Source organism: Amycolatopsis thermoflava N1165 (assembly GCF_000473265.1).
Taxonomy (GTDB): Bacteria; Actinomycetota; Actinomycetes; order Mycobacteriales; family Pseudonocardiaceae; genus Amycolatopsis_E; species Amycolatopsis_E thermoflava.
The window spans coordinates 8110678-8124875 of sequence record NZ_KI421511.1 but is presented as its reverse complement, the minus strand read 5'-3'; the positions used below and the strand labels follow the sequence as shown (position 1 = coordinate 8124875).

The 14198-nt window shown below is 72.3% G+C and carries 9 protein-coding genes; all 9 read right to left on the bottom strand.

Annotated features, from left to right (window positions below; genetic code table 11):
- Nucleotides 1-16 precede the first annotated feature (16 nt).
- The 9 genes from AMYTH_RS0140425 to AMYTH_RS46535 all read right to left on the bottom strand — a co-directional run bounded on the left by AMYTH_RS0140425 (nt 17) and on the right by AMYTH_RS46535 (nt 13545).
- Complete coding sequence (locus AMYTH_RS0140425) at nt 17-1501, bottom strand: PTS fructose transporter subunit IIC (RefSeq protein WP_027935011.1); 1485 nt, start codon at nt 1499-1501, stop codon at nt 17-19.
- Nucleotides 1498-1950 carry a PTS sugar transporter subunit IIA gene (locus AMYTH_RS0140420; RefSeq protein WP_027935010.1) on the bottom strand — a complete coding sequence of 151 codons (453 nt, stop codon included), beginning with the start codon at nt 1948-1950 and terminating at the stop codon, nt 1498-1500. Before AMYTH_RS0140420 ends, AMYTH_RS0140425 begins: the two co-directional genes overlap by 4 nt.
- A 5-nt stretch (nt 1951-1955) precedes the next feature.
- Nucleotides 1956-2897 carry a 1-phosphofructokinase gene (gene pfkB, locus AMYTH_RS0140415; RefSeq protein ID WP_027935009.1) on the bottom strand — a complete coding sequence of 314 codons (942 nt, stop codon included), beginning with the start codon at nt 2895-2897 and terminating at the stop codon, nt 1956-1958.
- Between the two features lie 127 nt (nt 2898-3024).
- Nucleotides 3025-3786, bottom strand: coding sequence for a DeoR/GlpR family DNA-binding transcription regulator (locus AMYTH_RS0140410; RefSeq protein WP_027935008.1), 762 nt, complete (start codon nt 3784-3786; stop codon nt 3025-3027).
- Between the two features lie 122 nt (nt 3787-3908).
- On the bottom strand, nt 3909-7145 hold the full coding sequence (icmF, locus tag AMYTH_RS0140405; RefSeq protein ID WP_027935007.1) for a fused isobutyryl-CoA mutase/GTPase IcmF: 3237 nt from the start codon (nt 7143-7145) through the stop codon (nt 3909-3911).
- A gap of 165 nt (nt 7146-7310) precedes the next feature.
- A complete protein-coding gene (locus AMYTH_RS0140400; protein ID WP_017983797.1) occupies nt 7311-7922 on the bottom strand; it encodes a GTP-binding protein in 612 nt (203 codons plus the stop codon).
- Nucleotides 7903-8634, bottom strand: a complete 732-nt coding sequence (locus AMYTH_RS50035) for a DUF742 domain-containing protein (protein ID WP_027935006.1) — start codon at nt 8632-8634, stop codon at nt 7903-7905. Before AMYTH_RS50035 ends, AMYTH_RS0140400 begins: the two co-directional genes overlap by 20 nt.
- Nucleotides 8635-8641: 7 nt before the next feature.
- A complete protein-coding gene (locus tag AMYTH_RS0140390; RefSeq protein WP_017983799.1) occupies nt 8642-9082 on the bottom strand; it encodes a roadblock/LC7 domain-containing protein in 441 nt (146 codons plus the stop codon).
- Nucleotides 9079-13545, bottom strand: a complete 4467-nt coding sequence (locus AMYTH_RS46535) for a sensor histidine kinase (RefSeq protein ID WP_051362951.1) — start codon at nt 13543-13545, stop codon at nt 9079-9081. The genes AMYTH_RS0140390 and AMYTH_RS46535 overlap by 4 nt, the downstream gene beginning before the upstream one ends.
- Between the last annotated feature and the right edge of the window lie 653 nt (nt 13546-14198).

The window sequence follows — 14198 nt, the reverse complement described above, 5'->3', positions numbered from 1 at the left end:
CAGTTCTCCTCGGGCGTCAGGCCGCGACGGCCTGGGTGGACGTTTCGGGGGTGGCCGCGGCGGGCGCGCGGTCGCGGCCGATGCTCTTGGCGAGCAGCACGCACCCGCAGGTGACGAGCGTGCCGATGGCGACGGCGAGCAGGAACAGCAGCGGGTTGCCGATGAGCCCGACCACCCAGATGCCGCCGTGCGGGGCCGGCGAGGTGGCGCCGAAGGCCGCGACCAGCGCACCGGTGGTGGCGCTGCCGACCATCAGCGACGGGATGATCCGGAACGGGTCGCCCGCGGCGAACGGGATCGCGCCCTCGGTGATGAACGACAACCCGAGCAGCCAGCCGGCCTGGCCCGCCTGCCGCTCCGCCGGGGTGAACCGGTTGCGGCGCACCAGGGTGGCCAGCGCCAGCCCGAGCGGCGGCGTCATGCCGGCCGCCATCACCGCGGCCATGATCACGTAGTTGCCGCTGGCGAGCGCGGCCAGGCCGAAGGTGTAGGCCACCTTGTTCACCGGGCCGCCCATGTCGAAGGCCATCATCAGCCCGAGGAGGGCGCCGAGCACCCACGCGCTGCCGCCGGACAGGCCGGACAGCCAGTCGCTCAGGCCGGTCTGCGCGGCCGCGATCGGCTCGCCCACCACGACGACCATGAGGAACCCGACGACCAGTGTGGACACCAGCGGGATCACCACGACGGGCATCACCCCGGCCACCCCGCGCGGCACCTTCAGCTTCTTCAGGCCCAGCGTGACCGCACCGGCCAGCAGACCGGACACGAGACCGCCGAGGAACCCGGCGCCGGTCGCGGTGGCGAGCAGGCCGCCCACGATGCCGGGCGCGATCCCCGGCCGGTCGGCCATGCCGAACGCGATGAACCCGGACAGGATCGGCACGAGCATCTCGAACGCCAGCGACCCGATCTTGAACAGCACCCCGGCGATCCCGGCCTGGCTCATCAGGTCGGACACGTTCTCGATGCCCGGGTAGGTGACGCCCTGGAAGTCGCCGCCGCCGACCTTGGCCGCGACCTCCGGGCCGCCGATCAGGAACGACAGGGCGATGAGGATCCCGCCCGCCGCGACGAAGGGGATCATGTAGGACACGCCGGTCATCAGCCACTGGCGCAACCGGGTGCCAAACCCCGCGGAACCGTCCACCTTGGACGCCAGCTCGGGCGCGGACGGCGCGACTGGGGCCGCGCCCTCCTCGGCGGCCTTCACGGCCTGCGCGATCAGGCCGGCGCCGTCGTTGATGGCGGCCTTGACCCCGGCCGTGACCGTCGGCTTGCCCGCGAACCGCTCCCGGTCCCGGACGTCCACGTCCGCGGCGAAGACCACCGCGTCGGCCTCGGCGATCCGGGCTGCGTCGAGCGGCGCGGACCCGGCCGCGCCCTGCGTTTCCACGGTCATCTCGTGCCCGGCGGCCTTCGCGGCCTGCTCCAGGGCCTCGGCGGCCATGTAGGTGTGCGCGATCCCGGTCGGGCACGACGTGACTGCCACGAACTTCATCGTCCGAGCACCTCCTCGCGGACGAGCTGGACGACCGCGTCCGCGTCGGGCGCGTCGAGCAGCGACTGGCGGAACGACTGGTGGACGAGGCGCCGGGCGAGCTGGGCGAGGATGGTCATGTGCTCCTCGCCGCCGCCCTCCGGCGCGGCGATGAGGAAGATCAGGCGGGCCGGGCCGTCGGATGCGCCGAAGTCGACCCCGGCGGCGGACCGGCCGAACGCCAGCGTCGGTTCGGTGACGAACGCCGAGCGGGCGTGCGGGATGCCGATGCCGCCCTCGATGCCGGTCGGCATCTGCTCCTCGCGCTTGCGGATGTCGGCGAGGAAGCCGTCCAGGTCGGTGACCCGGCCTGCGGCGACGAGCCGTCGCGCGAGCCCGGCGGTGACCTCGGCGCGGTCGGTGCCGGGGACGTCGAGGTCGACCAGATCGGCGGTGATGAGTTCGGCCATCGGTATCACTCCTTGAGTTCTCGGTCGGCGTCGACCGAAGGGTGGATCGTGACGCCGATGCGGGCGACATCGGCGGGTGCGGGCATCCGGCTGCCGGGCAGCGCCGCGGCTGCGGCGCCCCAGGCCAGCGCCCTGGCGAGGGCGTCCCGGCCGGCGCCGCCCGCGGCGAGGAAACCCGCGAGCAGCGCGTCACCGGCGCCGACGGTGCTGCGCGCGACCGGGACGGGCGCCTCCCCGTGAAGGGCGGCACCGTCGGCGACGAGCACCGCGCCGTCTGGCCCGAGACTGGCCAGGACGGTCCGGGCGCCGCGCGACCGCAGGACTCCGGCCGCCACGACGGCGTCGCCGAGCGTGCGCACCGGCATCCCGGCGCAGGCGGCCAGCTCCTCCCGGTTGGGTTTGACCAGGTCCGGCCCCTCGGCGAGGGACCGGTCGAGCGCCGAGCCGGACGAGTCGACCGCGACGCGCAACCCGGCCTCGTGACCGCGCCGGACCAACCGGGCGTAGGTGTCCCGCGGCGCGCCCGGCGGCAGGCTGCCACAACCGGCGAGCCAGACCGTGCCGTCCTCGCACGCGGCGAGGGCCGCCTGCAGCAACGCTTCCGCGTCACCGTCGGAGCACAGCGGGCCGGGCAGGTTGAGCTTGGTGACCACGCCGTCCGGCTCGGCGAGGGTGATGTTGGTGCGGGTGTCGCCGTCGATGGGCACCTGCCGGACCGCGACCCCCTGCTCGTCGAGCAGTTCGGTGAGCCGCCGCCCGTCGGCGCCGCCGGCGAACAGGACGGCCGCGGTCTTGCGGCCGTGCGCGGCCAGCGCCCGCGCGACGTTGACGCCCTTCCCGCCGGGGTCCAACCGGGACGGTCCGGCGCGCAGAACGTCACCGCGCCGCAGGGCATCCACCTCGACGGTGTGGTCGAGGCTGGGGTTGGGGGTGACGGTGACGATCATGCCGTTACCACCCTCGGGCCGGCCGGGCGCCGCTCCTCCGCTGCCCCGGCGCGCAGGACATCACCCCGCCGCGGGGAACTCACCTCGAGCATGTGGCCGAGGCTGGGGTTGGGGATAGCGGTGACGATCACGCCAGCACCACCTCGGGACCCGCCGCGCGCAGCTCGCCGGCGAGACCGTCGTCCAGCCCCGTGTCGGTCACGAACTTGTCCACTTCGGACAGTTCGCCGAAGCGGGCGAGGCAGTCGTTGCCGACCTTGGTGTGGTCGGCGAGCACAACCGTGCGGCGGGCGGCGCGGATCATCGCGCGCTTGACCGCCGCCTCCCCGATGTCGGGCGTGGTGAGCCCGCGCTCGGCGGAGATGCCGTTGGTGCCGACGAAGGCGACGTCGACGAAGGTGTCGGCGAGCGCGCGCAGCGTCCAGTCCTCCACCGCGGCAAGCGTGCGGCCGCGGACCCGGCCGCCGAGCAGCAGCACGGTGAGCTGCGGGCGGAGCGCCAGCTGCGGGACGACCGACACGGCGTTGGTCACCACCGTCAGCTCCCGGTCGGACGGCAGGATCTCAGCGAGGCGGGCCGTGGTGGTGCCCGCGTCGAGGAGGATCGCGCCCTCGTCGGGCACCTCGGCGAGGGCGGCCTTGGCGATGCGCTCCTTCTCGGCCGTCATCACGGCGTCCCGGTCGGCCAGGCCGGGCTCGAACCCGAGCCGCTCGACCGGGATGGCACCGCCGTGCACCCGGCGCAGCACCCCCTGGCGCTCCAGCACCGTCAGATCACGCCGCACGGTCTCCGTGGTGACCGCGAAGTTCGCGGCGAGCCAGGACACGTCGACGCGGCCCAGACTGCGGGCCCGCTCGACGATCTGCTGCTGACGCTCCTCTGCGTACATGTGGCTTCCTTGCCGTCGCCGTGTTGCTTTGTTTGGTTATATGTGGTTTCGAGTGGGGTTGTCAAGGCATGAAAAAACTCCCCGCCGCGGGGACACCGCGGCGGGGAGCTCGGCCCCGCTGACTAGATGTTGCGCCGGTACTGGCCGCCGACCTCGAAGAAGGCCTCCGTGATCTGGCCGAGCGAGCACACCCGCGCGGCGTCCATCAGCACCCCGAACAGGTTCTCGCCGCGGGTGGCGGCTTCGCGGAGCGCCTTGAGGGCCTGCTCGGCGTCGTGGCTGTGCCGCTGCTGGAAGTCGGCCAGCCGCGTCAGCTGCGACTGCTTCTCGTCCTCCGTCGCGCGCGCCAGCTCGACCTCGACCTCGTCCTCCTCCGGGTGCGGGTTGCGGAACGTGTTCACCCCGACGATCGGCAGCGTGCCCTCGTGCTTGAGCCGCTCGTACAGCATCGACTCGTCCTGGATGCGGCCGCGCTGGTAGCCGGTCTCCATCGCGCCCAGCACGCCGCCGCGCTCGGCGATCCGGTCGAACTCGGTGAGCACGGCCTCCTCGACCAGGTCGGTCAGCTCGTCGATGATGAACGAGCCCTGCAACGGGTTCTCGTTCTTCGACAGGCCCCACTCCTTGTTGATGATCATCTGGATGGCCATCGCGCGGCGCACCGAGTTCTCCGTCGGCGTGGTGATCGCCTCGTCGTAGGCGTTGGTGTGCAACGAGTTCGCGTTGTCGTACAGCGCGCACAGCGCCTGCAGCGTGGTGCGGATGTCGTTGAAGCTCATCTCCTGCGCGTGCAGCGACCGGCCGGAGGTCTGCACGTGGTACTTGAGCTTCTGCGAGCGCTCGTTGGCGCCGTAGCGCTCCTTCATCGCGACCGCCCAGATGCGGCGCGCGACCCGGCCGAGCACCGAGTACTCGGCGTCCATGCCGTTGGAGAAGAAGAACGACAGGTTCGGCGCGAAGTCGTCGATGTGCATGCCGCGAGCGAGGTAGGACTCGACGTAGGTGAACCCGTTGGCCAGCGTGAACGCCAGCTGCGAGATCGGGTTCGCCCCGGCCTCGGCGATGTGGTAGCCGGAGATCGACACCGAGTAGAAGTTGCGCACCCCGTGCTCGATGAACCACTCCTGGATGTCGGCCATCATGCGCAGGCTGAACTCGGTGGAGAAGATGCAGGTGTTCTGGCCCTGGTCCTCCTTGAGGATGTCGGCCTGCACGGTGCCGCGCACCTGGCGCAGCGTCCACTCGCGCAGATCCTCGGCCTCCGAGGGCGTCGGCTCGCGCCCGTGCTCGGCGCGGAAGGCGTCCATCCGCTGGTCGATCGCGGTGTTCAGGAAGAACGCCAGGATCGTCGGCGCGGGGCCGTTGATGGTCATCGACACCGACGTGTTCGGCGCGGTCAGGTCGAAGCCGTCGTAGAGCGCCTTCATGTCGTCCAGCGTCGCGATGGACACGCCGGAGGTGCCGATCTTGCCGTAGATGTCCGGTCGCGTGTCCGGGTCGTGCCCGTACAGCGTCACCGAGTCGAACGCCGTGGACAGGCGCTTGGCCTCGGAGTCGGCCGAGAGGTACTTGAAGCGGCGGTTGGTGCGGAACGCGTCGCCCTCGCCGGCGAACATGCGCGCCGGGTCCTCGCCCTCCCGCTTGAACGGGAAGACACCCGCGGTGTACGGGAAGTACCCGGGCAGGTGCTCGCGGCGCAGGAACGACAGCAGCTCGCCGCGGTCGGTGTAGCGCGGCAGCGCCACGCGCGGGATCCGGTTGCCGGACAGGGTTTCCCGCCACAGCTGGGTGCGCAGCTCCTTGTCCCGGATGCGGACGACCAGCTCCTCCTGCCGGTAGGACTCGGACAGCTCGTCCCAGCGCTCCAGCAGCCCGGCCACCGACGGGTCCACTTCGGACTCCGCCTTGGCCAGCAACGCCTCGATCGGGCCGGTGTCCGCGCCGTCCGCGGCCAGCGCCTCCTTCGCGGCCCGCAGCTGGTCGACCTTGCGCACGGCGGCGACCTGGTCCCGGGTCTTCTCGTGGTAGCCGCGCACCGTGGCGGCGATGTCGGCGAGGTAGCGCTCCTTCGACGCCGGGATGATCACCGTCGCCCCGGTGGACACCTTGGTGTCCACCTTCGGCAGCTGACCGGCCGACACCGACAGGCCGCGCTCGGCCAGCGCGTCCCGCAGGTACTGGTACAGCGCGGTCACGCCGTCGTCGTTGAAGCGCGCGGCGCTGGTGCCGAACACCGGCATGTCCTCGGGAGCGACGCCGAACGCCTCGCGGTTGCGCACCATCTGGCGCGCCACGTCGCGGCGCGCGTCCTCGGCGCCCCGGCGCTCGAACTTGTTGATCGCCACCACGTCGGCGAAGTCCAGCATGTCGATCTTCTCCAGCTGCGACGCGGCACCGAACTCCGGCGTCATCACGTACAGCGAGTAGTCGACGTGGTCCACGATGCCGGCGTCGCCCTGCCCGATGCCGGGCGTCTCGACGATCACCAGGTCGTAGCCGGCGGCCTTGCACGCCAGCACGGCCTCGTCCAGGCCCTCCGGCACCTCCCCGCCCGCCTGACGGGTCGCCAGCGAGCGGAAGTACACCTGCGAGCCGTCCAGGCCGTTCATCCGGATCCGGTCGCCCAGCAGCGCGCCGCCGCCGCGGCGCCGGGTCGGGTCAACCGCCAGCACCGCGATGCGCAGCTTGTCCTCCTGGTCCAGCCGGAAGCGCCGGAGCAGCTCGTCGGTCAGCGACGACTTGCCCGAGCCGCCGGTGCCGGTGATGCCCAGCACCGGGACCGTCCGGGCGCGCGCCGCCTCCGTGATGCGGGCCAGCCGGTCGCCGGCGACGCTGCCGGCCTGCAGCTGCGTGATGAACCGCGCCAGGGACGGCACGTCACCGGCGAGGAGGTCGTCGTCCGACCCGGCGGGCACCTCCGCCAGGTCGTAGTCGCACTCCTTGATCATCAGGTTGACCATGCCCGGCAGGCCAAGCTGGAGGCCGTCGTCCGGGGAGAAGATGCGCGCGACGCCGCGGGAGTGCAGCAGCTCGATCTCCTCGCGCACGATGACGCCGCCACCGCCGCCGTACACCTTGATGTGCCCGGCGCCGCGTTCGTTCAGCAACTCGACGAGGTAGCTGAAGTACTCCACGTGGCCGCCCTGATAGGCGCTGATCGCGATGCCGTGGGCGTCCTCGCTGATCGCGGCCGTGACGACCTCGTCCACCGACCGGTTGTGGCCGAGGTGGATGACCTCCGCACCCTGCGACTGCAGGATGCGCCGCATGATGTTGATCGAAGCGTCGTGCCCGTCGAACAGACTCGAGGCGGTGACGAACCGCACCGGGTGCACGGGACGGTGAAGGGAGGCGTTCATGCCTCAAAAATACTTGGACTTCCTACTATCGCAAACCCAAGCGTGACCGCGGCGACATCCACCGCGGGACCGTAACGATTCAGTGAGCGGGCAGCACGAAGGCAGCGTCGACCGGACGGGTGCCGGGCCCCCGACCCGGCACTTCCCCTGGCTACCGCGCCGGCGTCAGCGCGTGCCGGCGGCGCGCATCGCGATCCACTGCCGCATCGCGTACTCGACCAGCGTGATCAGCGTCTGCTTGGTCGACTCGCGGTCGCGGGCGTCGCAGCGCACGATCGGGATGCTCTCGTCGATCGCCAGCGCCTCGCGCACGTCGCTCAGCTCGTGGTGGAGCTGACCGTCGAAGGTGTTGACGCCGATGATGTAGGGCAGCCTGCGGTCCTCGAAGAAGTCGACGGGCGCGAACGAGTCCGCGAGCCGCCGCGTGTCCGCGAGCACCACGGCGCCGATCGCGCCCTTCACCAGGTCGTCCCACATGAACCAGAACCGCTGCTGACCCGGCGTACCGAACAGGTACAGGATCAGGTCGCTGTCCAGGGACACGCGGCCGAAGTCCATGGCCACGGTGGTGGTGGCCTTGTTGGGTGTCTGGTCGAGGTTGTCGATGCCGCGGCTCGCGTCGGTCATCATCGCCTCGGTGGTGAGCGGCACGATCTCCGAGACCGAGCCGACGAAGGTGGTCTTGCCGGCACCGAAGCCACCGGCCACCACGATCTTGGCCGAGGTCATGGTCTGCGGCGCGGTCTGCCGCGGTGCCTTAAAGCCGACGGAGTCCACTCAACACCCTTTCCATCAACATGAGATGCGCCTCGGCGTCGTCGTTGGTCGACATAGTGCGGTGCACCGTGACCAGCCCGGCATCGGCGGCATCGCTGATGAGGACTCTGGCCACGCCGATCGGGACCCGCAGCAGCGCTGCGATCTCCGCAACCGACCGCGGTGTCCGACATTCTTCCATGATCGAGCGGTGCTCGAACTGCACCGTCAACGCTCCGGCGTCGAGCCGGGCGAGGACGGCGTCCTGGACGGAGATCAGCGTCTCCAGTTCCAGGGCGACCCGGGCCTTGGTGCGGCCGCCGGTGAGCGCGTACGGGCGCACCACGGCGGTCTCCTCGGCAGGGTGGATCTCGGGCTCCTCGCGCCGGAACGGCACGGGCCGCGACGGCTGGGCGGGCTGGACGGGTTCGAAGAACCCGCTGCCCGGCGAGGAGTCGAACAGGCTCGCCGGCCGGGCCGGGTACTCCGGCTGGGGCGGCGGAGCGGGTGCCGGCTGCGGCGACGGCGTCGGCTGCGGCGCGGGCGGCGCCTGCTCGGCCTGTGGTGCTTCGGGGGCTTCCGCCGTGTCGTTCCCGGGCTGCTGGTCGCGCTGCTTCTTGCGCTTCCGGCGGCCGCGCCCGGAGTCGAGGCTGAAGCTGTTCATCACGTCGGCGAACGTCGGCTCCGGTTCACCGCCGGACGTCGGGGAGCCACTCTCGGATCCCGTGGTCATGTCGGCATCATCCCACCGGTTCACCGATCAGGGGCCCCGCGGCCCCCTGCAGCTGAGCCCGCAGTTCGGGGGTGAGGATCTGGCCCACCCGGTCGACCAGCATGGTCATCTCGTAGGCGACCTGGCCGATGTCGCAGTTCGGGGCGGCCAGGACCGCCAGGCAGGAGCCGTCGCTGATGGACATCAGGATCATGATCCCGAGCTCCATCTCCACGACGGTCTCGTTGACCGCGCCGGCCTCGAAACACCGCGCCGCGCCCTGGGTCAGGCTGACGAGCCCGGAGGCCACCGCGGCGAGCTGGTCGGCGCGGTCGAGCGGCAACCGGTTCGAAGCGGTCAGCAGCAGGCCGTCGGCCGAAACGACCACGGCGTGCGCCACGCCAGGCACACGCTCGGCGAAATCATTGACCAGCCATCCGAACTGGTTCTGTGGCTGCGGCGTGGTCATTCACCCTCCATGGTTCCTTGATCGGGGTCGGCGGACTGAGCGGTCCGGTGCCTTCCACGCTGAACACCTTGCTGGAAACTGCTCAGCCTGCCACGCACATCCTGCGGGTCACGACGTGTCCGCGGCGCCGGGGCGGGGGCCCCCGGGGCCAGTGCGCTGCCGGGCAGCAACTGCTCACCGCGGCGCCGCTTGGGCAGCCCGGCCGCGGTGAAGTTCGAGGGCGGCGACGAGGAGACGGTCTGCACCGCGGCCCAGCTCTCGTCCGAGGCGAACGACCAGGCGCCGTCGCCGCCTGCCACGGCGTCGCCCTGCCGCTGCTCGCTCTGCGGCTGCTGGCTGTGCGGCTGCGGCTCGGCCGGGGTGTCCGGCGCGGGTCCCGGCCGCTGGAAGAGGCCGGTGCCGTCGCTGGTGCCGCCGGGCCGCTGGAAGAGGCCCGTGCCCTCGCTCTGGAAGAGCCCGGTGCCGCTGTCCGCGCGGGGCTGCCGCTGGGGCAGGCCGCTGTCGGCGGGCTTGGGCTGCCGCTGAGGCAAGCCACCGGCCGACTGCGCCTCGCTGCGCGAGGCCGCCTCGTCCTTGGACTGCCGCTGGGGCAGACCGCTCTCGGCCTGAGCCGAAGCCGACTGCCGCTGGGGCAGGCCGCTGTCAGCGGACTTGGGCTGCCGCTGAGGCAAGCCACTTGCCGGCTGCGCCTCGTCCTTGGACTGCCGCTGAGGCAGACCGCTCTCGGCCTGAGCCGAAGCCGACTGCCGCTGAGGCAGCCCGCTGTCAGCGGGCTTGGGCTGCCGCTGCGGCAAGCCGCCCGCCGGCTTCGTCTCGCTGCGCGAGGCGGCGTCCTTGGACTGCCGCTGGGGCAGGCCTGACTCGGTCCCTTCCGCAGTCTTCGGCTGCGGCAGGCCCGGCTCGGCCTGGGCTGCGGGCTCCTTCGACTGGGTGCGCTCGGTCTCCGAGGCCTGCGCGGCGGCCTTCGGCTGGCGCCGCGGCAAGCCGCTGTCGGTCGCTCCCGCCGCCTTGGGCTCGCGCTGGGGCAAGCCCGCGTCCGGCGAACCCGCCGCCTTCGGCTCCCGCCGAGGCAGGCCGGCGTCCGGCGAACCCGCCGCCTTGGGCTCGCGCTGCGGCAAGCCCGCGTCCGACGAACCCGCCGCCTTTGGCTCGCGTTGCGGCAGCGTGTCGTCCGTGGACTTCGCCGCGCGGGGCTCGGCCGTTTTCGGCTGGCGCCGGGGCAGGCCGTTGTCCGCTGTTTCGGGCTGGCTGGGCTTCGCGCCTTCCGTGCCCGAGCCGCCGACGGCCTTCGGCTCCCGCTGGGGCAGGCCGGCGTCCGTCGACCCGGCCGCCTTCGGCTCGCGGCGCGGCAAGCCGGCATCCGTCGAACCCGCCGCCTTCGGCTCCCGCCGCGGCTGGCCGGTCTCCGGCGCGGCCGCGGGCTGGGCGCTTTCCGAGGCGCCGGGCTTCGGGCGGCGCTGGGGCAGGCCGCTGTCCAGCTGGGGAGCCTCCGCCGACGGGCGCGGCTTCCGCTCCTCCGCCGAATCCGGGGCAGCAGCGCCGGGGCGCGGGTCCTTCGCCGAGTCCGCGGCAGCAGCTCCCGGGCGCGGCTGACGGCGCGGCAGCCCACCCTGCTCAGCCCCCGACGAGGCCTCGCTCGCCGTAGTCGCCGCAGTGCCCTCCGCGCTGGCAGCGCTTTCCGGCACCGCAGCGCCTTCGGGCTGGTCGCGCTTCGCGTGGCGGGCCCTGTTCACGCCGCGCTGGAAGCTGCTCAGCCGGCCCCGCACGTCCGCCGGGTCGCGGACCGGGATCTCGCGCTGCGGGTTCGGCGCCGGGGTCTCCGCCGCGGCACTGCCGGGCAGCAACTGCTCGCCACGGCGGCGCTTCGGCAGGCCCGCATCCGTGAACGTCTTCGGCTCCACCTGGGACGCCGCCTGGACCGCGCGCCAGTTCTCGTCGACCGCGAAGTCCCAGCCGCTGGCCGCCTTGTCGCCCGGCGCGCTCTCCGCCTTGTCCGAAGTGGACTCGGCAGTCTTCGAAGCGGCGGCCGGCGGGTCGTCGCTGCGGAACCAGGCCGACAGGGTCTCGTCGAAGATCGGCGTCGTCTCGCGGCGCGACGGCGGCGGCGTCGCGGGCTTCGGCTCGTTCGCCGCCGAGCTCCACCACTCCGACAGCGGGCTGCTGTTCGCCGTGAACAACGCCTTGCCGCTCGGCAGCTCGCCCGGCGCGGGCTCCGGCTCCGGCTCCGGCTCGGCGGGCACCTCGGCAACAGGAGCGGGCGCGGGCGCCGCGGGCTCCTCCCCCTCCGCCGGGATCGGCGTGAACAACGCGGTACCGGAGATCTCCAGGTCCGACGGCGGCCGCGGCGGCAAGACACCCGAGTGCCCGTTCTGCGTCCAGGACGGGCTGCTCGCCCCGTCGCCCGGCGTCGGCGCCTGGCCGAAGTTCGCCAGCGCCTCCGGCCGCCCGGCGCCGTTGACCGTGCGCCGCCGCGGCAGCGCGGTCGACGGGTCCGGCCGGGCCGGGGCGGGCGCGGGCAGGTCCATCACGAGGTCTGCGGGCACGGTGACGGTCGCCCGCACACCCACGATGTCCTTGCCGCCGTGCAGGACCACGCCGATGTCGTGGCGCCCGGCAAGGCGGCCGACCACGAACAGGCCCATGCGCCGCGAGGTCGCGAGGTCGACCGTGCCCGCCTCGGTCAGCCGGGCGTTGGCCTCGGCGACCTCGGCCTCGTTCATGCCGATGCCCTGGTCGATGATGTCGATGACCAGACCGCCGTGGTCGGCGGCGCGGGTCGTCACCGTCACCTGGGTCTCCGGCGCGGAGAACGCGGTCGCGTTGTCCAGCAGCTCGGCGACCAGGCGCATCAGGTCGCTCGCCGCGAAGCCGACGATGCGGGCCTCCGGCGGCGTCTGCACGACGACGCGCTGGTACTGCTCGATCTCCGACACCGCCGCGCGCAGCACGTCGGAGGTGGTGACCGGCTGGCCGGAGCGGCGGCCCGGCTCGGCGCCGGAGAGCACCATCAGGTTCTCGTTGTTGCGCCGCATGCGGGTCGCGAGGTGGTCGAGCTGGAACAGCGTCGCGAGCTGGTCGGCGTCCTCCTCGTCCCGCTCCAGCCGCTCGATCAGCTGCAGCTGCCGCTGCACGAGGCTCTGGCTGCGGCGCGAGAGGTTGACGAACACGCTGCTGTAGCCGGTGCGCATGTTGGCCTGCTCGACCGCGAGCCGCAGCGCCTGGCTGTGCACCGCGTCGAAGGCCTTGGCCACCTCGCCGATCTCGTCGGTGGTGCCGACCGACAGCGGCTGCACATCGGTGCTCTGCTCGCGGCCCTCCTGGATGTTCTGCACGGCGGCCGGTAGCTGCCGGTCCGCGACGTCCAGTGCGCCGGCGCGCAGCATCCGCAGCGACTGCAGCAGCTGGCGGGTGATGAGGATGACGACCGCGGCGGTGACGACGAGCGCGAGGAACAGCAGCACCGCGAGCAGGCCCGCGTCGGTGCCCGCGCTGTCCGCCAGGTCCGCGGAGGTGGTCGTGAGCTCGTCGCCCAGGCTGTCGCTCACGGTGTTCAACGCGGCGATCACCGACGCCGACACCGCGGTCCACTGCTGGGCCGAGATGCCGCGCAGCGCGCTGGGCACCGAGGCGCCCTCCGCCGCGAGCACGCCGTTCACCAGGCGGCTGCGGGTGTTGAAGTCCTGCCCCATGACGGAGCGGTCGAACTGGGCCTCCTGCGCGGAGCTGGCCGCGGCACGGAAGTCGGCGAGCCGGTCGGTCAGCCGCAGCTCGGCCGTGCGCAGGTCGTTGAGCTGGCTCGGGGTGAGGTTGCCGCGCGCGATGCCGTAGCCGAGCAGCGACTGCGCGGTGGACGCCTCCTCCTTCACCACCAGCACGTCGTGCAGCGCGCTCGGCGTGCCGCCGATGGCGTCGTCGCCGATGCCTGCGACCAGCGCGGTGTCCAGCCCGATCAGCGATTCGGTCATCTCGCTGTAGGCCGCCAGCGCCTGCACCGCGTCGAGGCGGCCCTCGGCGACCTGGCGGCGGACCTCCGGGAGCCGTCCGACCGCGGCCTGCGCGGCTTCGCCGGGCGCGCGGACACCGTCGTCGGCGTCCGCGGCGTGCCCGGTGGCGCTGCTGACCGGCCCGGTCGCCTCGTCCACCAGCCTGCGGGCGGCGTCCAGCTGCGGCGAGCTGCCGACCGTGCCCTGCGTGAGCAGCGCCGCGGTCTCGGTGCGCTCCTGCTGCAGCGCGTCGACGAGCGTGCGGACCGCGCCGTTCAGCTCGACCAGCCGGTTCATCCGCTCGTAGTTGCCGGAGCGTTCGACCTGGTTGCCGATCGTGATCCCGCCCAGCACCAGGGCGACCACGATGGGCACCAGCGACACGGCGGCGAGCTTGGCGGAGAGCCGCCAGTCCCGCCAGCGCGTGAGCGTGGCCCACTTCGACGGCTCCTTCGGTTGCTGGCCGAGGAGCTGTCCCACAGGCACTTGGCCCTGTCCTGCAACGGTCACGAAGGTGACTCCCTGTCCGGCGTCTGCTGTGCGTGGTGGGCCGGACCCGTGCCGGAGCGCACGGCGACGGCACCGCGTGGCCTCAACCGCATGGCTCTCCTCATCACGGGTGGAACTTCGTCGCTTCTCCTGCAGCCCCAGCCGACGGCGCTGTCCCGGCCGCCCGCCGTCCCGCCGGACCGGCCCGGCGCCGTTGCCGGTGCATCATGCGGTGTGCACGATGTCGCGCACAACACCGGTTTACGCTCGGTCACAGCGAGTCAGCGTGGCCCCGGAAGCGTACACCAAACGGGCTCAGCCGAAGCCCGCCGAATCCGGCGGTGCTGACCTGCGGAAATACCGCTGGTGACAAGGGGTTTACGCGAAATGCCTTGTCAGGGCGACACAAGCGGGGTGCGTGGTTACGGGAGGGCACGCCCACACCGTGGACCTGTCACCCACTTAGCCCAGAGTTTACTGGGATGAACCGGAAAATCCGCACCGACCGTGCAGACGCGCCGTGGTGGCGCGGCCTAATACCGCCCGATCTTGTGGCTTTCGCTGTGATGTGGATTTCTGCCCGGTCACCGCCATTGGCCAGCGTTTTCCCACCACCGCCGCGGTGTTGCGCGCCCTGACGCCCC